General features: G+C 62.6%; 19 protein-coding genes. 18 read left to right on the plus strand and 1 reads right to left on the minus strand.

All coding sequences use genetic code 11. The features are described from left to right. The first annotated feature begins 242 nt into the window (after nucleotides 1-242). From glnE to AC07OT_RS20495, 13 genes are all read left to right on the plus strand, one after another. Nucleotides 243-3,182, plus strand: a complete 2,940-nt coding sequence (gene glnE, locus AC07OT_RS20435; protein ID WP_115486434.1) for a bifunctional [glutamate--ammonia ligase]-adenylyl-L-tyrosine phosphorylase/[glutamate--ammonia-ligase] adenylyltransferase — start codon at nucleotides 243-245, stop codon at nucleotides 3,180-3,182. 54 nt (nucleotides 3,183-3,236) lie between these two features. After that, nucleotides 3,237-4,271: a lipopolysaccharide heptosyltransferase II gene (gene waaF / locus AC07OT_RS20440; protein ID WP_027604956.1), complete on the plus strand. Its 1,035-nt coding sequence runs from the start codon at nucleotides 3,237-3,239 to the stop codon at nucleotides 4,269-4,271. Nucleotide 4,272: 1 nt separating this feature from the next. Further along, on the plus strand, nucleotides 4,273-5,334 hold the full coding sequence (gene waaC / locus AC07OT_RS20445) for a lipopolysaccharide heptosyltransferase I (protein WP_495108911.1): 1,062 nt from the start codon (nucleotides 4,273-4,275) through the stop codon (nucleotides 5,332-5,334). Then, nucleotides 5,334-6,458 (plus strand): glycosyltransferase family 4 protein, encoded by a 1,125-nt coding sequence (locus tag AC07OT_RS20450; RefSeq protein ID WP_141156573.1) that lies wholly within the window; start codon nucleotides 5,334-5,336, stop codon nucleotides 6,456-6,458. Before waaC ends, AC07OT_RS20450 begins: the two co-directional genes overlap by 1 nt. Continuing rightward, nucleotides 6,455-7,261, plus strand: coding sequence for a lipopolysaccharide core heptose(I) kinase RfaP (gene rfaP, locus AC07OT_RS20455; protein WP_495108912.1), 807 nt, complete (start codon nucleotides 6,455-6,457; stop codon nucleotides 7,259-7,261). Before AC07OT_RS20450 ends, rfaP begins: the two co-directional genes overlap by 4 nt. Beyond that, nucleotides 7,261-7,995, plus strand: coding sequence for a lipopolysaccharide kinase InaA family protein (locus AC07OT_RS20460; RefSeq protein WP_027604952.1), 735 nt, complete (start codon nucleotides 7,261-7,263; stop codon nucleotides 7,993-7,995). Before rfaP ends, AC07OT_RS20460 begins: the two co-directional genes overlap by 1 nt. Then, nucleotides 7,992-8,744: a lipopolysaccharide kinase InaA family protein gene (locus tag AC07OT_RS20465; protein ID WP_027604951.1), complete on the plus strand. Its 753-nt coding sequence runs from the start codon at nucleotides 7,992-7,994 to the stop codon at nucleotides 8,742-8,744. Before AC07OT_RS20460 ends, AC07OT_RS20465 begins: the two co-directional genes overlap by 4 nt. Then, nucleotides 8,744-10,201, plus strand: a complete 1,458-nt coding sequence (locus AC07OT_RS20470; protein ID WP_495108913.1) for a lipopolysaccharide kinase InaA family protein — start codon at nucleotides 8,744-8,746, stop codon at nucleotides 10,199-10,201. Before AC07OT_RS20465 ends, AC07OT_RS20470 begins: the two co-directional genes overlap by 1 nt. Nucleotides 10,202-10,271: 70 nt before the next feature. Then, nucleotides 10,272-11,150: a DUF3800 domain-containing protein gene (locus AC07OT_RS20475; RefSeq protein WP_495108914.1), complete on the plus strand. Its 879-nt coding sequence runs from the start codon at nucleotides 10,272-10,274 to the stop codon at nucleotides 11,148-11,150. Between the two features lie 307 nt (nucleotides 11,151-11,457). Continuing rightward, nucleotides 11,458-12,444 (plus strand): sugar ABC transporter substrate-binding protein, encoded by a 987-nt coding sequence (locus tag AC07OT_RS20480; protein ID WP_065940835.1) that lies wholly within the window; start codon nucleotides 11,458-11,460, stop codon nucleotides 12,442-12,444. After that, nucleotides 12,444-13,967 (plus strand): sugar ABC transporter ATP-binding protein, encoded by a 1,524-nt coding sequence (locus AC07OT_RS20485; RefSeq protein WP_495108915.1) that lies wholly within the window; start codon nucleotides 12,444-12,446, stop codon nucleotides 13,965-13,967. The genes AC07OT_RS20480 and AC07OT_RS20485 overlap by 1 nt, the downstream gene beginning before the upstream one ends. Next, a complete protein-coding gene (locus tag AC07OT_RS20490; protein WP_495108916.1) occupies nucleotides 13,960-14,946 on the plus strand; it encodes an ABC transporter permease in 987 nt (328 codons plus the stop codon). The genes AC07OT_RS20485 and AC07OT_RS20490 overlap by 8 nt, the downstream gene beginning before the upstream one ends. Beyond that, the gene (locus AC07OT_RS20495; RefSeq protein ID WP_146476847.1) at nucleotides 14,943-15,869 is read left to right on the plus strand and encodes an ABC transporter permease; all 927 of its coding nucleotides are present in this window, start codon (nucleotides 14,943-14,945) and stop codon (nucleotides 15,867-15,869) included. The genes AC07OT_RS20490 and AC07OT_RS20495 overlap by 4 nt, the downstream gene beginning before the upstream one ends. Nucleotides 15,870-16,039: 170 nt before the next feature. Here AC07OT_RS20495 and AC07OT_RS20500 read toward each other — a convergent pair whose 3' ends face one another. Beyond that, complete coding sequence (locus AC07OT_RS20500) at nucleotides 16,040-18,124, minus strand: TonB-dependent receptor family protein (protein ID WP_495108917.1); 2,085 nt, start codon at nucleotides 18,122-18,124, stop codon at nucleotides 16,040-16,042. Nucleotides 18,125-18,319: 195 nt separating this feature from the next. On the opposite strand from AC07OT_RS20500, the gene AC07OT_RS20505 reads away from it, so the two are divergent. From AC07OT_RS20505 to AC07OT_RS20525, 5 genes are all read left to right on the plus strand, one after another. Further along, nucleotides 18,320-18,676 carry a YceK/YidQ family lipoprotein gene (locus AC07OT_RS20505; RefSeq protein WP_065940840.1) on the plus strand — a complete coding sequence of 119 codons (357 nt, stop codon included), beginning with the start codon at nucleotides 18,320-18,322 and terminating at the stop codon, nucleotides 18,674-18,676. 142 nt (nucleotides 18,677-18,818) lie between these two features. Further along, nucleotides 18,819-20,576, plus strand: a complete 1,758-nt coding sequence (locus AC07OT_RS20510; RefSeq protein ID WP_027604944.1) for a carbamoyltransferase family protein — start codon at nucleotides 18,819-18,821, stop codon at nucleotides 20,574-20,576. Further along, on the plus strand, nucleotides 20,560-21,690 hold the full coding sequence (locus AC07OT_RS20515) for a glycosyltransferase (RefSeq protein ID WP_141156579.1): 1,131 nt from the start codon (nucleotides 20,560-20,562) through the stop codon (nucleotides 21,688-21,690). The genes AC07OT_RS20510 and AC07OT_RS20515 overlap by 17 nt, the downstream gene beginning before the upstream one ends. Further along, nucleotides 21,690-22,586: a GNAT family N-acetyltransferase gene (locus AC07OT_RS20520; protein WP_027604942.1), complete on the plus strand. Its 897-nt coding sequence runs from the start codon at nucleotides 21,690-21,692 to the stop codon at nucleotides 22,584-22,586. Before AC07OT_RS20515 ends, AC07OT_RS20520 begins: the two co-directional genes overlap by 1 nt. Then, nucleotides 22,583-23,980: a PIG-L deacetylase family protein gene (locus AC07OT_RS20525; protein ID WP_495108918.1), complete on the plus strand. Its 1,398-nt coding sequence runs from the start codon at nucleotides 22,583-22,585 to the stop codon at nucleotides 23,978-23,980. Before AC07OT_RS20520 ends, AC07OT_RS20525 begins: the two co-directional genes overlap by 4 nt. Nucleotides 23,981-24,001: the final 21 nt, after the last annotated feature.

Here is a 24,001-nt window from a genome sequence, read left to right on the forward strand (position 1 = left end):
AGCCTTTCGAATGTATATACGAGTAGTAAAACTACACAAGACCGAGCGGATTGCTCGGTCTGGCTGGTGAGCATAATCGTTATTGTTGATCTTTTGCGAACAAGAAAAGGTAGAAGTTTAATGTTGCCTGCCAAAAATTACATATTTTCAGCTATTTATCACCTTTGTTCGACAGTCCTTCATCGAGCGCGGTGCCTGCCTTCACAGCAGCAGGCCATTTACACGCCGACCAAGGATAGACCATGAGCCTTCCAACGCTGGCCGAACTGCCGGCCATTCTGTTGCCAAAAGCCCAGCGGGCCGAGCAGTCATTTCGTGACGCCGTGGCCGCGCTGGACGACGATCATGGCCTTTCTGCGTGGACGCCGCAACGGTGGGCCGACTTCGCCCGGGTGTGCGCCGCCAGTGATTTTGTCATTGAACAGAGTGTTCGTGACCCTTTGATGTTGCTCGAGCTGGCCGCCTGGGGCGAGCTGGACCGCGGCTTTGCGCCGGGCGAGCTGTGCGGGCAGATTGCCGGCGCCGTGCAACAGGCCGAAACAGAAGATGAGCTGGGCCGCGTACTGCGTCGCCAGCGTACGCGCCAGCAAGTGCGCATCATCTGGCGCGACCTGACCCGCCAGGCCGACCTGGTGCAAACCTGTCGTGACCTCTCCGACATGGCCGACGCCAGTATCGACCAGGCCTACCAATGGCTGTACCAGCGCCACTGTGTGCAATTCGGCACGCCGACCGGGCGGCGCAGCGGCGAACCGCAGCACATGGTCATCCTCGGCATGGGCAAGCTCGGCGCGGTGGAGCTGAACCTCTCGTCGGATATCGACCTGATCTTCGCCTACCCCGAGGGCGGCGAAACCGTGGGCGTGAAGCGCTCCCTGGATAACCAGGAGTTCTTTATCCGCCTTGGTCAAAAATTGATCAAGGCCCTCGACCCGATGACCGTCGACGGCTTTGTGTTCCGTGTCGACATGCGCCTGCGCCCCTACGGTTCGGCCGGTGCCCTGGTGCTCAGCTTCAATGCGCTGGAGCAGTACTACCAGGACCAGGGTCGCGACTGGGAGCGCTACGCCATGATCAAGGCGCGTGTGGTTGCCGGTGACCAGGTGGCCGGTGCGCAACTGCTCGATATGCTGCGGCCGTTCGTGTACCGCCGTTACCTGGACTTTTCCGCCATCGAGGCGCTGCGCACCATGAAGCAGCTGATCCAGCAGGAAGTCCGGCGCAAAGGCATGGCCGACAATATCAAGCTGGGCTCGGGTGGCATCCGCGAAGTGGAATTTATCGCCCAGGCGTTCCAGCTGATCCATGGCGGCCGCGACCTCAGCCTGCAGCAACGGCCGCTGCTCAAGGTGCTCGGCACCTTGGAAGGCCAGGGCTACCTGCCGCCGGCGGTGATCGCCGAGTTGCGTAATGGCTATGAATTCCTGCGTTACACCGAACATGCGATCCAGGCGATTGCCGACCGCCAGACCCAAATGTTGCCGGACAGCCCTGAAGACCAGGCGCGCATTGCCTTTATGCTCGGCTTTGCCGACTGGGCGGCGTTCCACGAGCGCCTGATGTACTGGCGTGGCCGCGTGGACTGGCACTTCCGCCAGGTGATTGCGGATCCTGATGAAGAAGAAGGCGCGGAAAGCGAGTTGGTCGTGGGCGGAGAATGGCTGCCGCTGTGGGAAGAGTCCCAGGATGAAGAGGCCGCTTGCCGTCAATTGGCTGAAGGCGGCTTCACCGACGCCACCAAAGCCCTTAAAGCCTTGGCCAGCCTGCGCAACAGTCCGCAACTGCGGGCCATGCAGCGCCTGGGGCGTGAGCGCCTGGATGCCTTTATCCCGCGCTTGCTGGCCCAGGCCGTCGAGCACGCCAACCCGGACCTGGTGCTGGAGCGTGTACTGCCGCTGGTGGAGGCCGTCGCCCGGCGTTCCGCCTATCTGGTGCTGCTGACGGAAAACCCCGACGCCCTGCGCCGCCTGCTGACCCTGTGCGCCGCCAGTCCATGGATCGCCGAGCAGATCACGCGCTTCCCGCTGCTGCTGGATGAATTGCTCAACGAAGGGCGTTTGTTCAAGCCACCGCTGGCGCCGGAACTTGCCGCCGAGTTGCGCGAACGCCTTACGCGCATCCCCGAGGATGACCTTGAACAGCAGATGGAAGCCCTGCGGCACTTCAAGCTGGCCCACCGCCTGCGCGTGGCCGCGTCGGAAATCGCCGGCAGCCTGCCGTTGATGAAAGTCAGCGACTACCTGACCTGGCTCGCCGAAGCCATCCTCGAACAAGTGCTGGCCCTGGCCTGGCGCCAGACGGTCGCGCGCCACGGCTCGCCGCAGCGCTTGGACGGTACCTTGTGCGATCCTGGGTTCATCATTGTCGGTTATGGGAAAGTCGGCGGCATCGAACTGGGGCATGGTTCGGACCTGGACCTGGTGTTTATCCACGATGGCGACCCGCAGGCCGAGACCGACGGCGCCAAGCCGATCGACGGCGCGCAGTTCTTCACGCGCCTGGGCCAGCGGATCATTCACCTGCTGACCACCCAGACCAACTCCGGCCAGTTGTATGAAGTCGACATGCGCCTGCGACCATCCGGCGCATCCGGGTTGCTGGTCAGTTCCCTCGGGGCGTTTGATCGCTATCAACAAAATGAAGCATGGACCTGGGAACATCAGGCCCTGATCCGCGCGCGGGTGCTGGTGGGCAGCCAGGATGTGGGCCAGGCATTCGAGCAGGTACGGGCTAAAGTGCTGGGGCGTGAGCGCGACTTGGCGAAGTTGCGCCAGGAGGTCAGCGAGATGCGCGCCAAGATGCGTGACAACCTGGGGACCAAGGCCACGGCGGCCGGCACCGGCGCCAATGCCTTCGACGCCACGGTGCTGTTCGACCTCAAGCAGGACGCCGGAGGTATCGTCGATATTGAATTTATGGTGCAATACGCGGCTTTGGCGTGGTCTGCGCAACATCCATCGTTGCTGCGCTACACCGACAATATCCGCATTCTGGAAGGCCTCGAGCAGGTGGGCTTGATGCCCGCCGCCGATGCCCATCTGCTGCGCGAGGTGTATAAGGCCTACCGTTCCGCCGCGCATCGCCAGGCCTTGCAGAACGAGGCCGGTACGGTACCCGGTGATCAGTTCGCTGACGAACGGCGCCAGGTGATGCGAATCTGGCAGGCGCTGGGGTTGGGTTGAAACACTATTAGGGCGGGGAGGCATAAGCCTCCCCGCATCGTTTGTGGAAACTACATGAATATTCTGATCGTTGGGCCCAGTTGGGTCGGTGACATGGTGATGGCGCAGACACTGTTCCAGAGCCTGCGTATGCGCTACCCGGACTGCCAGATCGACGTGCTTGCCCCCGAGTGGAGCCGGCCGATCCTCGAGCGCATGCCCGAAGTGCGCAAGGCCTTGAGCTTTCCGCTCGGCCACGGTGCCCTGGAATTGGCGACTCGCCGTCGCATCGGCAAATCCCTGGCGGGCCAGTACGACCAGGCGATCCTGTTGCCCAACTCGCTCAAGTCGGCGTTGGTGCCGTATTTTGCCGGCATCCCCAAGCGCACCGGCTGGCGCGGTGAGTTTCGCTACGTCCTGCTCAACGACGTGCGCACCCTGGACAAGGCGCGTTACCCGCTGATGATCGAACGCTTCATGGCCCTGGCCTATGCGCCGGGCGCCGAGCTGCCCAAGCCGTACCCGCGCCCCAGCCTGCAGATCGACCCGGTGACCCGCGATGCGGCACTGGCCAAGTTCGGCCTGGCCCTGGATCGTCCGGTGTTGGCCCTGTGCCCCGGTGCGGAGTTTGGCGAGTCCAAGCGCTGGCCGTCGGACCACTACGCCAAAGTCGCCGAGATGAAGATTCGTGAAGGCTGGCAGGTGTGGTTGTTCGGTTCGAAAAACGATCACTCGGTGGGTGAAGACATTCGCCAGCGCCTGATCCCGGGCCTGCGCGAAGAGGCCGTCAACCTCAGTGGCGACACGTCCCTGGCCGAGGCCATCGACTTGCTGTCCTGTGCTGACGCCGTGGTGTCCAACGACTCCGGCTTGATGCACGTCGCGGCTGCGCTGAACCGCCCGTTGGTGGCGGTGTACGGCTCCACCTCGCCGGGCTTCACCCCGCCGTTGGCCGACCAGGTCGAAGTGGTGCGCCTGGGGCTGGAGTGCAGCCCGTGCTTTGATCGCACCTGCCGCTTCGGCCATTACAACTGCCTGCGCCAATTGCTGCCGCAGCCGGTAACCGATGCCTTGCAGCGATTGCAGGGCGACGTGGTCGAGGTTCACTGAGTTGCGGGTACTGGTAATCAAGACCTCATCCCTGGGCGACGTGATTCACGCCTTGCCGGCACTGACTGACGCGGCACGGGCGATCCCCGGCATTCGCTTCGACTGGGTGGTGGAAGAAGGCTTTGCTGAAATCCCCACCTGGCATCCGGCGGTGGACAAGGTGATCCCGGTGGCGATCCGCCGCTGGCGCAAGAACCTCTGGGAAACCTTCAAGAGCGGCGAGTGGCGGCGCTTCAAGCAGCAAGTCCAGTCGACCAAATACGACCTCGTGATCGATGCCCAGGGCCTGTTCAAAAGCGCCTGGCTGACCCGCTACGTGCGGGCTCCGGTGGCCGGATTCGACAAACACTCGGCCCGTGAGCCGATTGCGGCTCGCTTCTACTCGCGGCGCCTGGCCGTGGCCCGTGGGCAGCATGCGGTGGAGCGTTTGCGTCAACTGTTCGCCGTGGCCCTCGGCTATGACTTGCCCAAAGGCTTGGGTGACTACGGCCTCAGCACCGAAAAACTGCTCGGCCTGCCGCCGAAAAAGCCCTTCGTCCTGCTGCTGCACGGCACCACCTGGGACACCAAGCATTGGCCCGAAGCCTACTGGCGCGAGTTGGCTGAACGCATGGGCCGCCTCGGCGTGGACGTGAAGTTGCCCTGGGGCAACGCCGCCGAAAAGGCCCGGGCGGAACGCCTGGCCCAAGGCCTGAGCAACGCCGAAGTGTTGCCCAAGCTGAACCTGGCCGGCGTGGCCCGGGTATTGGCCGGCGCCCGCGCCTGTGTGGCGGTGGACACCGGGCTGGGGCATTTGGCGGCGGCGCTGGATGTGCCGACCATTTCCCTGTTCGGCCCCACCAACCCCGGCCTGACCGGCGCCTACGGCAAGGGCCAGATTCACCTGGCCAGCGACTTTGCCTGTGCGCCGTGCCTGCAAAAACAATGTACCTATCAACCGACGGCCGACGACCTGCGTCGGTTCGACATCAAGCGCGAGTCGCCCCTGTGTTTCACGCGCCTGAACCCTGAGCGTGTGGCAACCCGGCTGAGCACGTTGTTACTGGCTGAGGAGCTGCACTGATGCAACTGGCTTTTGTTCTGTACAAATATTTTCCCTTCGGCGGCCTGCAGCGCGATTTCATGCGCATCGCCCTGGAGTGCCAGCAGCGCGGCCATCAGATTCGTGTCTATACGCTGATCTGGGAGGGCGACATTCCGCCCGGCTTCGAAGTGCTGGTGGCGCCGGTCAAGGCGTTCTTCAACCATCGGCGCAACGAGAAACTCAGCGCCTGGATGCAGGCCGACCTGGCCAAGCGCCCGGTGGACCGCCTGATCGGCTTCAACAAGATGCCCGGCCTGGACGTGTACTACGCTGCCGACGGCTGCTTCGAAGACAAGGCACAAAACCTGCGCCATTCGCTGTACCGCAGTTTTGGCCGCTATCGCCACTTTGCCGAGTACGAGCGCGCGGTGTTTGCCAAGGACGCCAAGACCGAAGTCTTGATGATTTCCGAAGTGCAGCAGCCGCTGTTCATCAAGCATTACGACACGCCGCTGGAGCGCTTTCACCTGTTGCCACCGGGCATTGCCCAGGACCGCCGCGCGCCGCCGAATGCGGCCGAGATTCGTGAAGGCTTCCGCAAGGAGTTCAACCTGGGCGATGACGACCTGCTGCTGGTGCAGATCGGTTCCGGCTTCAAGACCAAGGGCGTCGACCGCAGCCTCAAGGCCGTGGCGGCGTTGCCCGCTGAGCTGAAAAAACGCACGCGCCTGTTTGTCATCGGCCAGGACGACCCCAAGGTATTCCAACTGCAAAGCGCCACCCTCGGGCTGGGCGATAACGTGCAGTTCCTCAAGGGGCGCAGCGATATTCCGCGTTTCCTGCTGGGCGCCGACCTGCTGATCCACCCGGCGTACAACGAAAACACCGGCACCGTGTTGCTCGAAGCCCTGGTGGCCGGGTTGCCGGTGCTGGTCTCGGCGGTGTGTGGTTATGCCCATTACATCGCCGAAGCCGACAGCGGCCTGGTGCTGGACGAGCCGTTTGAGCAGGCTCAGTTGAACCAGTACCTGGCGCAGATGTTGACCGATTCTGCACAGCGCGCGGCCTGGGGCCGCAATGGGTTGGCCTTCGCCGAGACGGCCGACCTCTACAGCATGCCGCAGCACGCTGCGGATGTGATTCTGGCGGAGCCAAAACGATGAAGTTGATTCTTGCCGAACCGTTCAAGACGTTATGGGCCGGGCGTGACGCCTTCGCCGAAGTCGAGAAACTGCAAGGCCAGGTATTCCGTGAACTGGCGGCGCGTCGCACGCTGCGCACCGAGGTGGATGGCCGCCCGTATTTCGTCAAAATCCACCGCGGCATCGGCTGGGCGGAAATCTTCAAGAACCTGATCACCGCTAAGCTGCCGGTGCTCGGCGCCGGCCTGGAATGGGATGCCATTCACCGCTTGCAGGCGATCGGCGTGCCGACCATGACCGGCGTGGCCTTCGGCGAAAAGGGCAGCAACCCGGCGGACCAGCACTCGTTCATCATCACCGAAGAGCTGGCGCCGACCATCAGCCTTGAAGACCTGACCGTCAACTGGGTCGCCGAACCGCCCACACCTGCACTGCGCCATGCGCTCACGGCCGAACTGGCGCGCATGGTCGGCGACATGCACCGGGGCGGCGTGAATCACCGCGACTGCTACCTGTGCCACTTCCTGCTGGACACGTCCAAGCCGATCGATGCGCGCAACATCAAGCTCTCGGTGATCGACCTGCATCGGGCGCAAATGCGCACTCATCTGCCGTTGCGCTGGCGCGACAAGGATCTCTCCGCGCTGTACTACTCAGCGTTGGACATCGGCCTGACCCGGCGCGATAAATTGCGCTTCCTCAAGGGCTACTTCCGCCAGCCGCTGCGCCAGGTCCTGGCCGAGCAATCGGCGTCCCTGAGCCTGATGCAGCGCAAGGCCGACAAGCTCTACGCGCGCAAGCAACGTTATGGGGATGCGATCTGATGGCGGGTTGGAACCTGGAGCCTGCCTACGCCGCCCTGGCGGATGATTTTGGAAGCCTCGAAGCGGTGTTTGCCCTGCAAGGCGAGCGGCTGACCCGCGACCCGCTGTCGGAAGTGATTCGCGTGGAGCGTGGCGGGGTCAACTACTACGTCAAACGCTACACCGGCGCCGGCAAGGGCCTGCGGCGCTACCTGGGCAAGCCGCGGGTCAAGTCCGAATGGCAGAACCTCAAGCGCTTCGCCAAGTGGGGCATTCCCACCGCCGATGTGGTCGCCTGGGGCCTGGAGCGCAGCGGCCTGGCCTATGATCGTGGCGCGATGATCACCCGCGAGTTGCCGAGGACCGAAGACCTCTCGGTCCTGGCCGAACGTAAGGATGCGCGCCTGCGCGACCCCAAGTGGGTCAACGCGGTCAGCCGCCAGCTCGCCGAATACACGCGCACCATGCACGATCATCGCTTTACCCATAACGACTTGAAGTGGCGCAACCTGCTGATCGACGATCAGGCCACCCTGTACCTGATCGATTGCCCCAACGGCGATTTCTGGCGCGGTTTCTGGCTCAAGTACCGCATCACCAAGGACCTGGCCTGCCTGGACAAGGTGGCCAAGTATCACTTGTCGGCCACTCAGCGCCTGCGCTTCTACATGCAGTACCGTGGGTGTCGGCACCTGAGTGAGTCGGACAAACGGCGGATTCGCCACGTAGTGAAGTTTTTCGAGGGACGTGAATGAGTGATTTCCTGGCGGCTGAAGATCGCGCCCTGCTGGAGCGCCACGGCCTCGCGACATTCGACGCTCTGTGGGCCCGGCAACTGGACGCGGTGGACGAGCCGAACACCAGCCGTGGCGGCTGGAGCAGCGTGTTTCGCCTGGAGCTCGACGGCCACGGCTATTACCTCAAGCGCCAGAGCAACTACCTCACGCGCAGCTTGCACCGGCCATTGGGCGAGCCCAGTTTCTCCCGCGAGTTCCGCAACATCAGCCGTTACCGCAAGCTCGGGATCCCGGCGCTGCAGGCGGCGTTCTATGGCGAGCGCAAAGTCGCCGGTGAGCATCGCGCGATGCTGCTGACCCGTGCCCTGGACGGTTGGAATGACCTGGATTCATTGCTGGAGCAATGGGCGCAACTCAGCGATGCCCAGCACCGCGCGATCCTGCTGGCCTGCGGTCAACTGGCGCGCCGGTTGCACAGCGTCGGCCAGGTGCATGGCTGTTTCTACCCCAAGCATATTTTCCTGCAGGCTACTGGTGACGGCTACGCCGCGCAGTTGATCGACCTGGAGAAAACCCGCCCGCTGCTGTTCGGCTGGCGTGACCGGGTCAAGGACCTGGAGCCGCTGTTGCGCCGTGCGCCACAGTGGTCCGACGCCCAGGTGCGTCAATTGCTGGCGGCTTACCTCGATCAGCCCGAAGGCAGCGCCCTCGTCACCACCTGGCTGCAACGCCTGACGAAGCGGCGTAGCCACAAGGAGAACCGCTGATGCGCCTGTCCGAGTTGAAAAGCGCCGGTCGCACGCCGAGCCTGCCCCTCACTGTCGACCTCGCGGATGCCGCCGGCCCGGGCCAACTGCAACTGCTGAGCCTGTTGCGGGTGTTGCCGGGCGAGCGTTATGTGGGCGCGGCGATCTGGCGCGGGCGTCCGGTGCTGGCCAAGTTATTGGTGGGCGGCAAGGCCGCGCGGCATTTCCAGCGTGAACTCAGCGGCGTACGCCTGCTGGCCGAGCAAGGCCTGACCACCCCGCTGTTGCTCGCCGATGGCTTGCAGGACGGCGAGGGCGGCTGGCTGCTGTTCGAGTTTATCGACGGTGCCGAGAGCCTGGCCGATGCCTGGCACGCCGTTGAAGCGCTACCGCCACTGGCCGACGAGCAAACCGCCGTGCTGGCCGAGGCCCTGGGTGCGATCGGCCAGATGCATGCCAAGGGCCTGTGGCAGGAAGACCTGCACCTGGACAACCTGCTGCGCCGGGACGGCAAGCTGTACTTGATCGATGGCGCCGGCATTCGTGTTGAAGAGGCCGGCAAGCCCCTGTCGCGCGACCGCGTGCTGGAAAACCTCGGGGTGTTTTTCGCCCAGTTGCCGAAAAACCTCCAACCGTTTACCGAAGAACTGCTGGTGTACTACCTGCTGAGCAACGGCGAGCACGCCTTGCCCCTGCAAGCCCTGGAAAAACAGGTGCGCAAGGTCAGCGCCTGGCGTTTGAAGGACTTGTTGAACAAAGTGGGCCGCGACTGCACGCTGTTCAGCGTGGTGCGTGGCGCCTTTGCCTTGCGCGCGATCCGTCGCGAGGAAGAGCCGGCGATGCTGCCGGTGCTGGCGCAGGCGGATGCGTTGCTCGACCAGGGCCACCTGTACAAGACCGGTGGTGCGGCCAGCGTGGCCAAGGTCGACGTAGCCGGCCGGCCATTGGTGATCAAGCGCTACAACATCAAGGGCTTCGCCCATTGGCTCAAGCGCTTCTGGCGCCCGAGCCGCGCCTGGCATTCCTGGCGCGAAGGCAATCGCCTGGCGTTCCTCGGCATCGCCACGCCCAAGCCATTGGCCGTCCTGGAAAAGCGCTTTTTCTGGCTGCGCAGCCGCGCTTACCTGGTTACCGAATACCTGCCGGGCCCGGACATCATCGAGCGTTTCGCGCCCTATATCGAACACGGTGACGCGCCGGAAAACGAACTGCTGGCGCTGGACCAGTTGTTCGCCGAGCTGATTCGCGAGCGCATCAGCCATGGCGACTTCAAGGGCCATAACCTGTTCTGGGATAAGGATCGCTGGTCGCTGATCGACCTCGACGCGATGTGCCAACACAGCTCTGCCGCCAGCTTCGCCCCGGCGTATGCCAGGGACCGTGCGCGGTTTATGCGGAACTGGCCTGAGAGTAGTGCGTTGTATCAGCTGATTGATCAGCGTTTGCCGAAAGGGGTCCAGACTGGTGGCCCTCTGTAGCAGAGGTTGAGGGCAATATGAACGTAGAGGGGCGGCCCAGAAGAACCTAAAACCTAGGATTAAATATCCCATGGCAGATGAAAAACTAACCCCTCCGCAGTTTCTGCTCTTTGAAAGTGAGAGTGAGGCGGAGCGTGTTGCAGAAGTTGTGGCAGCGAAACCGCCAAAAGGGGAGTTCAGCGACTTCATCGTCTATGTGGATGAAAGTGGCGATCACGGGATGCAGACACTTGATGTCAACTACCCCATGTTTGTTTTAGCTTTCTGTGTTTTCCATAAGAGGCACTATTGCGAAAAGGTCATCCCTGCCCTTCAAAAGTTCAAGTTCAATCATATGGGGCATGACCTTGTTGGCTTGCATGAGCTGGAAATCCGTAAGGAAAAAGGGGCGTTCTCCAGTATGTTTGTCTCTCGCCAACACAAGCATGTTTTCCTGGAGGAGCTGACCAGCATCATTGAGTCGAGCAATTTCGTCTTGATCAGTTGTGTGATTGATAAAGCTACGCTTAGAGAGCAGCAAGGCCCAATACACAACCCCTACCATCTGGCTTTGGGCTTCTGTCTTGAGACGCTTCACGAGTTTTTACATGAGAAAAATCAGCAGAGCGCACTGACGCATGTGATTTTTGAGCGTCGAGGTCGTAAAGAGGATAACGAGCTTGAGTTGGAGTTTCGTCGGATGTGCGATGGAGCCAACCGTCCAGGTATCCGCCTACCATTTGACATCGTGTTTGCCACGAAGCAGGTCAACTCTACGGGGTTGCAGCTTGCGGATCTTGTTGCGCGCCCCATCGGCATGAGCGTTTTACGACCGGGCCAGGAAAATCGTGCCTTTGACGTGCTCAAACGCAAGTTTTATTGCAGTGGAGGGCGGAGCAAGGTGGGAGAGGGCTTTGAAAATTGGGGGCTGAAAATTTTCCCTACTGCTGAAAGCGAAAAGCCCCGGTGAGACTCACCGAGGCTATAACGCCGACCGGGATCCCCCAGTCCATTTGCGGCAAATTCTATGTCCGCGATTTTAGAGTGTCAACGCGCAGCACCTGAGTAACCGACGGCCGTGGTTGTGCGAGTCTACTGACGCGTTCAATAGTAAGAACTGTTGCCTGAACAACAGTTAACAGACAGTTGTTGCCCCAGAACGACAGTCTGCCTTCATGCGGAAACGTTACCCCCTTGATTTAATGCAATAAAAATCCTGGCACGGGCTCTGCAATGCCTCCTGGTGAACCCTTTCACCGGTCGCAGCGGAGCCCTGTATGCCTTCCAGCTTTTCCTCGCTTTCCCGTTTGATCTGCCTTGGCGCCGCGCTGTTGCTGGGCCATGTCGTCAGTGTCCAGGCCGCCGAGGGCGATGAGGCCGTGCCGTCCCTGGCCGGCAAGCGCATTGCCGTGAGCATGACCGGCACCAGTCACTATTTCGATATCAAGGCGTTCCAGGCCCAGGTCGATGAGATCAAGCGCCTGGGCGGCACGCCGATCACCCTTGATGCCGGGCGTAACGACAAGAACCTGGTGACCCAGCTGCAAACCGTGGTCACCCAGAAACCCGACGCCGTGATCCAGACCCTCGGCACCCTCAGCGTGATCGACCCCTGGCTCAAGCGCATCAGCAAGGCCGGCATCCCGCTGTTCACCATCGATGCACCGTCCCAGTACAGCCTCAACAACACCACCTCCGACAACGTCGCCACCGGCAAGGCGTTGGCCGATCAGTTGATCAAGGACGCCGGCGGCAAAGGCAAGATCCTGGTGTTCAACGGTTTCTACGGCGTGCCGGTGTGTGCGATCCGTTATGACCAGTTGAAGCTGGCGCTCAAGGATTACCCCCAGCTGGAAATCATCCAGCCGGAGCTTCGCGACGTGATCCCCAACACCGTGCAGGATGCTTATTCACAAGTCTCGGCGCTGCTCAACAAGTACCCGGCGGGCAGCGTCTCGGCGATCTGGTCGGCGTGGGACATTCCGCAGTTGGGCGCGAGCAAGGCGCTGATCGATGCCAAGCGCACCGAGATCAAGACTTACGGCGTCGACGGTACGCCGGAAGTGCTGGCGCTGCTCGGCCAGGCAAATTCGCCGGTGGGGGCGGTGGTGGCGCAGCAACCGGCGTTGATCGGCAAGACCGCTGTGCAGAACGTGGCGCGATACCTGGCCGGGCAACGTGACCTGCCGAAGGAAACCCATGTGGCCACGCTGCTGACCACCGCAGCCAACCTGGACCAGGTTCAGCAACTGCGGGGTGACTGATGCCGGCATTGCACCTGCAACACCTGCATAAACGCTTTGGGGCCACCCTGGCGCTGGATGACGCAAGCCTTAAAGTCGAACGCGGCAGCATCCACGGCCTGGTGGGGGAGAACGGTGCGGGCAAGTCGACCTTGATCAAGATCCTGGCCGGCATCCACAAGGCGGACGCGGGGCAGGTGAGTATCGACGGCCAGTCGTATGCCGCCTTGTCACCGCGCCAGGTGGATGCGCTGGGCGTGCAGTTCATCCATCAGGAGCGTCTGTTGCCCGCCAGTTTTACCGTGGGCGAGGCGCTGTTTTTCGGGCATGAATTGCGGCGCGGGCCCTTTGTGGATCGACGTCGGCAGCAACGTGAAGCCGAGCGCTTGCTGGCGGAATATTTTGATCTGCAATTGCCCGTCGGTGCGCTGGTGAGCGAGCTGAACAGCGCCGAACGCCAGGTGCTGCAAATCACCCGGGCGTTGATTCGCCAGCCGAAGATCCTGGTGTTCGACGAACCCAGCGTGGCGTTGGTCAAGCGTGAAGTCGATCAGTTGCTGCGCATCGTCAAGCGCCTGCGCGACCAGGGTTTATCCATCCTGTACATCTCCCATTACCTGCAGGAAATCGACAGCCTCTGCGATGAGGTCACGGTGCTGCGCAATGGTCGGGACGTGGCGGTGGTGCAGCCCCGGCATACGTCCAGTGCCGAGATTGCGCGACTGATGGTCAATCGCGAAGTGCAGGAGATGTACCCCAAGGCCAAGGTTGCACTGGGGGCGCCGCTGTTGCAGGTACGCGGGTTGAGCCTGGCGCGGCGCTATCGGCAGATCGATCTGGAGGTGCGGCGCGGAGAAATCGTCGGTTTGACCGGGCTGGTTGGCTCGGGAGCCAAGGAGTTGTTCAAGACACTTTTCGGTGTCGAGCGCGCCGACAGCGGCAGTGTGCATCTGGACGGGCGTTTGCTGCGCCTGCGTTCGCCGGGCCAGGCGATTGCCGAAGGCCTTGCGCTGGTGCCGGAAGAGCGGCGCAGCCAGGGGATTTCGCCAGTGCTTTCGGTGCTGGAAAACCTCACGCTGGCGGGGCTCGGGCGGTTCAGCCGCTGGGGCTTGTTGAGCCGCCGCAAGGAGCAGGCGGAAAGCCTGCGGCTGATCGACGAATTGGCGATCAAGGCGCCGGGGCCCCAAGCGGCGGTCAGCCAACTCAGTGGTGGCAACCAGCAGAAGGTCGCCCTGGGGAAATGGCTGAGCCGCCGCTCGGCGGTGTACCTGCTGGATGAGCCCTGTGTGGGGGTGGATGTGGGGGCCAAGGTGGAGATCTATCGCTTGATCGGACGCTTGGTGGAAGAGGGCGCGGCGGTGCTGGTGTTGTCGTCGGATTTGCCGGAGTTGTTGGGGATCAGTGACCGAATCCTGGTGCTGCATCGGGGTGAGATCGCCGGTGAGTTCCGTGCCGGGGAGGCAGACAGCGATCAGTTGCTGGCCTGTGCAACGGGGGCCGTGGCTGCAGCGGCTTTAAGCGCTCGAGAGGTGGAACATGCTTGAAACGGCGACGCCTGGGTTATCGCAGCGATTGTGGGTGCTGGTGCTGCGCCGTGGTTCGGTGGGGGTGTTTGTGGCGATCCTGCTGGGGTTTGCCGTGGCTGCGCCGAATTTTCTGTCGGTGGGCAATCTGGCCAATGTGTTCAGCCAGTCGGCGATCCTCGGCGTGCTGGCCTTCGGGCTCACCTGCGTGATTATCGGCGGCGGCTCGAACGTGGTGGCTGGAGGACTGGACCTGTCGCTGGCGGCCAACCTGGGGTTGTGCGCGGCGGTATTCAGCCGCCTCAATAACGCCGGCCTGGATCTCGGGTTGACGTTGCTGCTGACCCTGGGCTGCGGTTTGGCCGTCGGCTTGCTGAATGGGCTGGCCGTGGTGGTGCTGCGCTTGCCGCCGTTGCTGGCGACCCTGGCGAGCATGAATGTACTGGCAGGGCTGGAGTTGGTGTTGACGGAGAACACGGTGGTCTCCACGGACTCGCCGCTGCTGGACCTGCTCAGTGGTGGCACTTGGTTGGGCGTACCGGCCCTGGCCTGGGTGCTGCTGGTGACGGCGGGCGCGCTGACGCTGCTTATCCAGCACTCGGCCTATGGGCTGCGCCTGCATGCGGTGGGCGAATACCCCCAGGCGGCCGAGGCGGCGGGCATTGGGGTGCCCGTCTATGTGTTGTCGAGCTATCTGCTGTCCGGTCTATGTGCCGGCGTGGCTGCGCTGTGTTCGGCGGCGTTCTTCAGCGGCAGCACCACCGGTTCCGGCGACATGCTGCTGTCGGTGGTGGCGATCGCTTTTCTCGGGGTGGTGTTTTCCCGCCGGCTGGTGGCGAGCATTCCGGGGACTTTGCTGGCGGCGCTGTTGATCGGTTTTCTGATCAATGGCTTTCAACTGCTTAACCTCTCCAGCTTCTGGGTCAATGGTGTGCAGGGCTTGTTGATCCTGCTGGTCGTCGCAGCCTCCAGTGCAGTGAACCGAGGGGCGACGGCATGAACGCACGCGCAGTATTGCCGTTGACATTGCCACTGGTGTTCACCCTGATTGTCGTGGTGTTTGCGCTGCAAGCGCCGGGCTTCCTCAGTGCGGGCAACCTGCAAAGCCTGGTGCTGAACAACTTCGTGCTGCTGGCGATTGTCGCCATCGGCATGACCTACGCGGTGGCGGCCGGTGGCATCGACCTGTCGGTGGGCACGGCGCTGGACTTTGCCAGTTTCAGCTTTGTGGTGCTGCTCAATGGCGGCCATGGCTGGGCGGTGGCGGCCACGGGCGCGCTGGCGGCGGCGCTGCTGGTGGGGCTGGTCAACGCCGGCCTGATTGCCGGGCTGCGAATCAGTCCGTTCCTGGCCACCCTGGGCACCCTGTTTATCGGCACGAGCGCCCAGCAACTGCTCTCGGACGGCGGCCAGCCGATCTATATCAGCCAAGGCTTGAAGCCTGAGCTCACTGGGCTGACACCGCTGCTGGTGGTAGTGGGGCTGGCGCTGTTCTACGGCCTGGCCCTGGCGCGCGGACGCCTGGGCCGCGAGTTGCTGGCCCAGGGCACCCAGCCGCTGCTGGCGTATTACTCGGGGTTGTCGGTGCGGCGGATCGTCACCATCGTGGCCCTGGCTACCGCCCTGGCCTGTGGGGTGGCCGGTGTGTTGCTCAGCTCGACAGTCAGCGCCTATGTGCCGCTGTCCGGGAACGCGTTTTTGCTCAATGCGATTGGCGCGGTGTTTATCGGCACCACCTTGAGCCGACAGGGCCGGGCAAACATTCCCGGGACGCTGCTCGGAGTGCTGTTTATCAACGTGATCGCCAACGGGCTGCTGCTGATCGGCTGGAATTTCTACTGGCAGCAGGTGGCGACCGGGGTGCTGATCTTTATCGTGCTGAGCTTCAGTTTTGCCAGCCGGCGGATGCTGGAGCGCGTCTAGTGTTGCACCCCGAAAGCTGGACTCCATCCGATGCTTGGGGTCATGAGCAAACTCCCCTTATTGCATAAACAGTTTCAGGCGACCGCATTCCGGTGGTGAGCGGGCTTGCCACAGGGGGGCGGTTTGCTGTGCGACAGCGCGGGGCCTTCCACATTGAAGGTGTGGTGCGTTCAGAATTGATACTCCGCACCCGCCCCGGCATACCACGAGCGCCCGGGCGCCGCTTCGTAGTAGCGGCCATTGCTGTCGCCGACGATCACCGAACCGACGTACTGGCGGTCCAGCAGGTTATCCAGGCGCAGGGTCTGGTGGAAGGTCCAGTGTTCGACCTTCTGCTCGAACCGTGCGCGCCAGTTGAACACGCTGTAGCCCGGCGCGGCGTGTTGGCTGTTGGTGTCTTCGACGTAGACCTTGCTGCGGTACAGGCCTTCGACAGCGGTACTGACCCAGTCCCGGGGTTTCCAGTTCAGCTCGGCGAACAGCGTGGTTTGCGGCACGCCGGGGAGGTAGTTGCCTTTGTCCACGGGAGTTGTGCCACTGGTGAAGTCGCTGTCGTAGGTGGCTTGCAGGCGCGTGTACGCGAGGTTGGTGCTCCACTGTTCGCTGAGTTGGCTTTCGATGCCCAGTTCGAAGCCGCGGCGCAGGGTGCGGCCGGCGTTTTGGTAGCTGGTGCGGCCGTCCTTGGATTGCGCCACCACCAGTTCGTCCTCGGTGGTGATCTGGAACACGGCAGCGTTGATTCGTGTGTCGTTCAACTGGGCCTTCAAGCCGACTTCATACTGGGTGCTTTCGGAAGGCTTAAGGCCGAAATTGAAGCCCTCGACATTGCCTGGTGCGTAGGCCAATTCAGCCTGGGTCGGGGTTTCGAAGCCTTTGCCGGCACTGACGTAGCCGTGCAACTCAGGTGTGAACGCGTACATCACGCTCATCGATGGGGTGTTTTTCTGATAGGTCTTGCTGCCGCTGGCATCACCATTGCTCAGGAATTGATCATCGACATCCATCTGCATGGTGCTATGGCGCACGCCCGCTTGCAGGGTCCAGCGGTCGAGCGCCCAGTTGGCCTGAATGTATGGATCCAGGCTGCGTGCCGTGTCGATTTCGTCGCGGCGTAGCTGGCCTTTTACGCCGAGGGTATTGCCGCTGTAGTTCTGATAGCCGTGGCGGCTGTCTTCGCTCTGGTCGAAGTCCAGGCCGGTGATGATCATCAAGTCCCCTGGAGCGCTTTCGACGGGCTGCATCCAGCGCACGCTGCCGCCGTAGAACTTGCGGTCGAATTGCACCACGCCACCGCCACGTTCGTTGGCCGGAGTGCCTTTGGGTATCGACAGATACTGAACCACACTCCGCCGCCCGGTATAGCCATTCACCTGCAGCGTCGCATCACCGAAATACCGCTCATAATTCATGCCCAATTGCTGATGATCGATACTTTTGCGCGTGTTGTACGTCAGCGCATTGCTGCTCACCGAACGCGGGTCGGCCTTGTAGGCGTCCCAGGTTTGCCCCAGTGGATCCTGGGTACCGTTCTGCTCCAGGCTGCTGTAGATCAGCGCCAGCTTGCTGTCGTCATCCGGTTGGAAGTTGAGCTTGGCGAAGGTCTGGTCGCGACGGGCACTGCTATGGTCGCGGTAGCCGTTGGTGTCCATGCGCGAGGCATCGAGTACGAAGCCTGCGCCGTTCGCCGCGCCTTCGGCGCTCAGGTGGTTCTTGTTCAGGCCGTCGCTGCCCACCAGGGTTTCGGCGCCGATGCGCGGCGGGCCTTCGCCATCGCGGGAAAACATCTGGATCACGCCGCCGGCATTGCTGCCATACAGGGTCGCGGCCGGGCCGCGCAGCACTTCGATACGCTCGGCGGTGTCGAGGTTGAACGTGGCGGCCTGGCCCTGGCCATCCGGGGTGCTGGCGGGGATGCCGTCGGCGATCAGCTTGATGCCGCGCACACCGAAGGCCGAACGGGCACCGAAGCCACGGGAGGAAATCTGCAGGTCCTGGGCATAGTTCTGGCGGTTCTGCACCACCAGGCCGGGCACGCGGGCCAGCGCTTCGGAGGCGTTGATGCCCAATTGGCCGTCGCTGATCTGCTCGCGGCCGATGCCGTCCACCGAGTACGGCAGGTCGAAGGTCGGGCTGGCGCTGCGCGAGCCGGTGACGACGCTGGGGTCGAGGGTCAGGGCTGTGTCGTCTGCCTGGACGGTGTTGCACAGGGCGAACAGGCCGGGCAATAACAGGGTGAGGCGGGTGAGGTGGTTCATGAGTCGGCCGGAATCCGTGGCGCTTAGTGTGTAAGCGCGCAAAAGGCCGCGAGTTTAGTGACTCGGGCGATTTTTATCATTTAGGAATCCGCCTACGTTGCAAGTCGGTGTTACTACACTGGGGCTCCAGGTTTGTCGATGTTAGCGTTATCCGTTTCGGCAAATGACAATGGCCTGGGTCAAAAGGAGTGGTTCGTGAGGATTGCATCGGAAGTCTTGTGTCTGGTCGCCGGGTTGGCGCTTGCCGGTTGCGGAAGTATCAATACCGTGTTCCGCCCTGATGTCGTGACCAGCAAGAACCTCAAGGATTCACGCAGCCACTGTGAAAACGTGCCGCGTATCTACAGCGGGGTGATGTACGGGTTTTGCACCCTCAATGGCGAGCCCAAGCCTGATAAAAGCCTGAGCGACATCAGCCTGATCGACCATGGGCCCGGTGCCTTGCCGATCATCGCCATCGAATTCGCGGCCTCCGGGGTGCTGGACACGCTGATGCTGCCCTATACGATCTACCGCCAGAACAAGGACGGCAGCATCGAGATCTTCCGCTAGCCCCTCTTGCCGCTTGCCGCTAACAGCTTCCCACTGCTTTTGAGCTATAATCCCGCCCTTTAGCTGTTTCCTGCCCAGGCGGGAAGCACACTTTTTTCAGGCGCAACCCGCCTGCATGCAGACTAAAAGAGGCTAGACCCCTGTGGCATTGACGATTCTTGGCCTGTCCGGCGCCCTTAGCCATGATCCTTCCGCAGCCTTGTATATCGACGGCAAGCTGATCGCGGCCGCCGAAGAAGAGCGCTTCGTACGCGACAAACATGCAAAGAACCGCATGCCCTACGAGTCGGCGAAGTTCTGCCTGGAACAGGCCGGCATCAAGCCTTCCGACGTTGATGTGGTGGCGATCCCGTTTGCCCCGATCAGCCTGTTCGGCGAGGCACGCTGGCACTACGCCAAGCGTTACTGGTACGCCCCGGACCGCGCGCTTGACGCGATCCTGATGGGCAACCGTCGCTACAAGCGCTACCGCAACAAGATCGTCTGGTGCCTGGAGCAACTGGGCTTCGATCCGAAGAAAATCAAGATCGAACCGGTTGAACACCACCTGGCCCATGCTTCCAGCGCCTACCACTGCTCCGGCTTCCAGGAGAAGACCGCGATCCTCGGCATCGACGGCAAGGGTGAGTACGCCACCACGTTCTTCGGCTACGGCGAGAACGGCAAGATCCACAAGATCAAGGAATTCTACGATCCGGACTCCCTCGGCGGCCTGTACGGCGCGATCACCGAGTTCCTCGGTTTCGAGATGCTCGACGGCGAGTTCAAGGTCATGGGCATGGCGCCGTATGGCGATGCCAGCAAGTACGACTTCTCGCGCCTGGCCTCGTTCGAAAACGGTGAGCTGGTGATCAACACCGACTACGCCAACGTCATCGGCCTGCGCCGTTATAAAGAGAAGGGCAAGGGCTTCTACTTCTCGCCGAAACTGATCGAGTGGCTGGGCCCCAAGCGCGAAGGCGACATCGCCGACGAGCCGTACATCCACTACGCCGCCAGCATGCAGGCGCTGTTTGAAAAGCTGGCCTTGCAGATGATCGACCATTACCTGGGCGATATCCTCAAGGACACCGGCAAGCTGGCCTTCGCCGGCGGCTGCGCGCTGAACGTCAAGCTGAACCAGAAGATCATTGCCCGTGACGACGTGAAAGAGCTGTTCGTGCAGCCGGCGTCCGGCGATGCCGGCACTGCTGTCGGTGCCGCCGCGTACGTGTCCCACGCCCGTGGTGTACCGGTGGAGAAGATGGAGCACGTCTACCTCGGTCCGTCCTACAGCAACGAAGACGTAATCGCCGCCTGCGCCAAGCACGAGAGCAAGCCGAACTGGCGCAGGATCGAGAACATGCCCAAGCGCATTGCCAAGATCATGGTCGACGGCAACCCGGTGGCCTGGTTCCAGGGCCGCATGGAGTTTGGCCCGCGCGCCCTGGGCGGTCGTTCGATCATCGGTTGCCCAAGTGCGACCGGCGTGGCCGACCGCATCAACCACCAGATCAAGTTCCGCGAGCGCTGGAGGCCTTTCTGCCCGTCGATGCTCGACACCGTGGCCCCGCAGATGATCAAGGTCGATCACCCGGCGCCGTTCATGACCTTCACCTTTGAAGTGTCGGAAGAGTGGAAGACCCGCGTGCCGGAAGTGGTGCATGAAGACGGCACCTCCCGCGCCCAGGTGCTCAAGCGCGAATACAACCCGCGCTACTACGACATGATGAAAGAGCTGGAAGTACTGACCGGCAACGGCGTGTCCCTGAACACTTCGCTCAACCGTCGTGGCGAAGCGATGATCTGCTCGCCGACCGACGCGCTGAACATGTTCTTCGGCTCCGACCTGCAGTACCTGATCATGGAAGACATCCTGGTCGTCAAAGACGGCGTGGACCCTTATGACGCGCTCGGCTGAACGCCACGTCCTGCAGTTCTGCCATGGCTATGACGGTCCGTTCCTGGACTGCGCGCGGCAGTACGCCAGTTTGTTCGCAGGCTCCGGCTACAAGGTGACCACGGTGTTTCTCACCGGGGTCGCCGACCCGCACGTGGCCGCCGGTTGTGCGTCCGATGAAGTGTTGTTCATGGAATTCAGCTCCAAGGCCATTCGTGGCCTGAAGCTGGGTGCCATTCGTGAACTGCGCAAGATCGCCGCGTCGCGCAACTTCAGCTTTTGTATCGCGCACCGTTTCAAGCCGATCTACATCGCCTTGCTCGGCACGCGGCTGCCGGTGATTGGCGTGCATCACGCCTTTGGTGACTACCAGCGTCGCAGTCGCAGGCTGTTTGCCGGGATCTTCCGCAAGCGCCTGAGCCTGCTGGGGGTTTCCGACGCGGTGCGTGACGATATGCGCCGCTGCCTGCCGACCTGGCCGGCGGCGCGCATCCAGACGTTGTACAACCGCATCGACGTCGACGCCTTGCAGGCCACCCAGGTGCCTGCACATGAGGCGCGCGACGCGTTGGGGTTGTCGCCGGATGAATGGGTGGTCGGCAATGTCGGTCGCCTGCACCCGGACAAGGACCAGGCCACGCTGCTCAAGGGCTTTGCCCAGGCGCTGGCGCACTTGCCGGCCGAAAGCCGCCTGGCCATCCTCGGCAGCGGTCGCCTGGAGCAGGACCTCAAGGCCCTCGCACGGGAGCTGGGCATTGCCGACAAGGTGCTGTTCCTCGGCCAGGTGCCGGAGGCGCGTCGGTACTTTCGGGCATTCGATGTGTTTGCCCTGAGCTCCGACCATGAACCCTTTGGCATGGTGCTGCTGGAAGCCATGGCGGCCGGCGTCCCGTTGCTGGCCACGGCCTGTGGCGGCGCGAAGGAAGTGGTCGAAGGCGTGGGTATCCTGTTTCCCTTCGGCGATGCCGAACACCTTGCCCAGGGGCTGCGGCATCTGGCAGCGATGGACCAACACCAGCAACGGCAGTGCGCCGAGATGATGCTGGAGCGCCTGCGCGAGCGTTTCTCGGATCAGGCGGTACGCGATACCTTCTGGCAATTGCCGCACGTTATTGAACTGACCGCGGGGGCTTGATGCTCAATCGATTCCAAGGCTGGCGCGAGCGTGGCTGGTCCGTCGTCGACGCGCCGGTCTACAGCGATGCCTGGCAACGTTTTGGCGGCAGTGTCGCGACTCACCCACAAGTGATCGAACGTCTGGCCGGGCTGGCCGACATCCCCGTGCGTTACCTGGCCTGGGAGCAGGGCGGCGAGCTTCAGGCCTGCATCGCGACCTGGGGGCGCGACCTGGCCTTGTCCAAGGATGTGCTCAAGCAGCGCGGCAAAAAAGGCCTGTTCGACCTGGGCAACGCCGAGTTGATCCTGCCCGCTGCGCCTGCAGCCCAGGCGCCCTTGCGGCACCGTGCGCGCTATTTGTCGGCCCTGAATGAAGGCCGTTTCAGCGGCCTCAAGCCCCAGGCCGAACAGTTGGCCATGGCCCGCACCCCGGAAGAACTGTCGAAGAAGTTTCGCTACAACCAGCGTCGCGAACTGCGCTTGCTCGAAGAGGCCGGTGGGGTGGTGCGACCGGTGAGCGAGTTTTCCAGTGGGGAATTGGCCGCGATCTACTGCGATCTGTTCCTGCGCCGCTGGGGCTTTGTCGCCACCGGCGCCGAGCGCATGGCCGAGGTGATCGAGCTGCTGCGCGAATGGCTGATCGGTTCGGTGATCTTCCTCAATGATGCGCCCATCGCTGTCCAGTTGGTGTACCGGGTCGAGTCGCCGGAGTGGATCAGCGTGGAGTACGTCAATGGCGGCGTCGACCCTGAAACCCGTGCGTTCAGCCCGGGCAGTGTTCTGAGCTTCCTCAACACCCAGGGCGCCTGGGAACAGGCCCGTGAGGTGGGCAAGCCGCTGCGTTTCTCCTTCGGGCGTGCCGACCGTGAGTACAAGGACCGATGGTGCAACCCTGTGCCGGTGCTGACCGTATGAGCCGCAAACAGCAATTGCTCAAGCGCCATCGGCGCAACAAACGGGTCGGTTTGCTGATCGGCTTGCTGTTGCTGGTGGTGATCGGTATCTGGGTGGCGTGGTGGCTGCCGCTGGTGCTCGGTGTGCTGGCCTGGGTCGCCCACGAAGCATGGTTTGCCGACCATCTGTTTTATGCGCCCAACGAAGACTACCAATACCGGTTTTCGACGGATGCCGAGGTGGCCGGGGTTCGCTTCGACGGTGACCGGCTAAGGGTGGATTCGCCGCTGCAGGCCGAGGCGACCCTGGTATTGGCTATCAAGGTCAAGAGTGGTTGGTTGGGACGTTTCCTGGATCCGGCCATTGAGATTCTGGGCGGCGAGAGCACTGACCGACAGGCCTTCGAGCGCGGGGTGAATGGCGTTCGCTACCTGAACCTCAGTGGCTGGGCGCCGGCCCTGATGTCCGGTGAGCTGCGCTTGCGCGGGCGTTTTTGTACTGTGCAGGGCGCTCCTCGGCTGTGGGCCTGGGGCACGCCGGATTATTCGGCGCAGCGGGTCATGGTTATCGCGCCTCATGCCGACGATGCCGAATTGGCTGCCTTCGGTCTTTACAGCCAGGCCGACAAGCCATGGATCGTGACCCTTACCGCCGGTGAAATCGAAGCCGAGCACTATCAACGCATGGGCCTGGATCCGGTCGAGGCCGCGCGGACCAAAGGGCGCCTGCGTGCCTGGGACAGCATTGCCGTGCCGCTTTGGGCCGGCGTACCACAGGCGCACTGCGTGCAGCTGGGTTACTTCTGCCTGCAACTGCCGGCGATGCGCGCTGCGCCTGATCAGCCGATCGCTTCGCACGAGGCCGACCTGTCGGATACCCGCCTGTTCCGCCAATTCAACCCTTTCCCGTTGCCGGCGGATGCCGATGGCCTGCCGACCTGGCAGAACCTGCTCGCCGATCTGCGTCAGTTGCTGCTGACTGCACGCCCTGAAGTGATCGTCTTGCCCCATCCGATCCTGGACCCTCATCCGGACCACATCTGTGCGCAGCAAGCGGTGATCGAAGCCTTGCAAGGTCTGGAATGGCAGCCGACCACCGTGCTCGGTTACGCCAACCACCTGCATGACAACGACCGCTGGCCCATGGGCGACGCGGGCGCCGGTATTGCCCTGCCGCCGCTGTTCGATGACACGCTGGAACTGTGGCCGTGCAGCCTGTCGCTGTCGCCGGGCCGGCAGCGCGACAAGGCCATGGCGCTGGGCATGATGCATGACCTGCAACCCGCCCCACCGTTCAAGCGTCGTGTGCGGCGCTGGCTGCAACGGGTCTTGGCGGGGCGGGCGCGGTCGCCTTATGGTGAGAACGAGTTTTTCCGCAAAGCCGTACGACGGCATGAGTTGTTCTGGCGTTTGTGACGGCATTTGTGAAAGGGAAGG

The sequence above is a fragment of the Pseudomonas sp. GW821-FHT09C10 genome, from assembly GCF_059418085.1.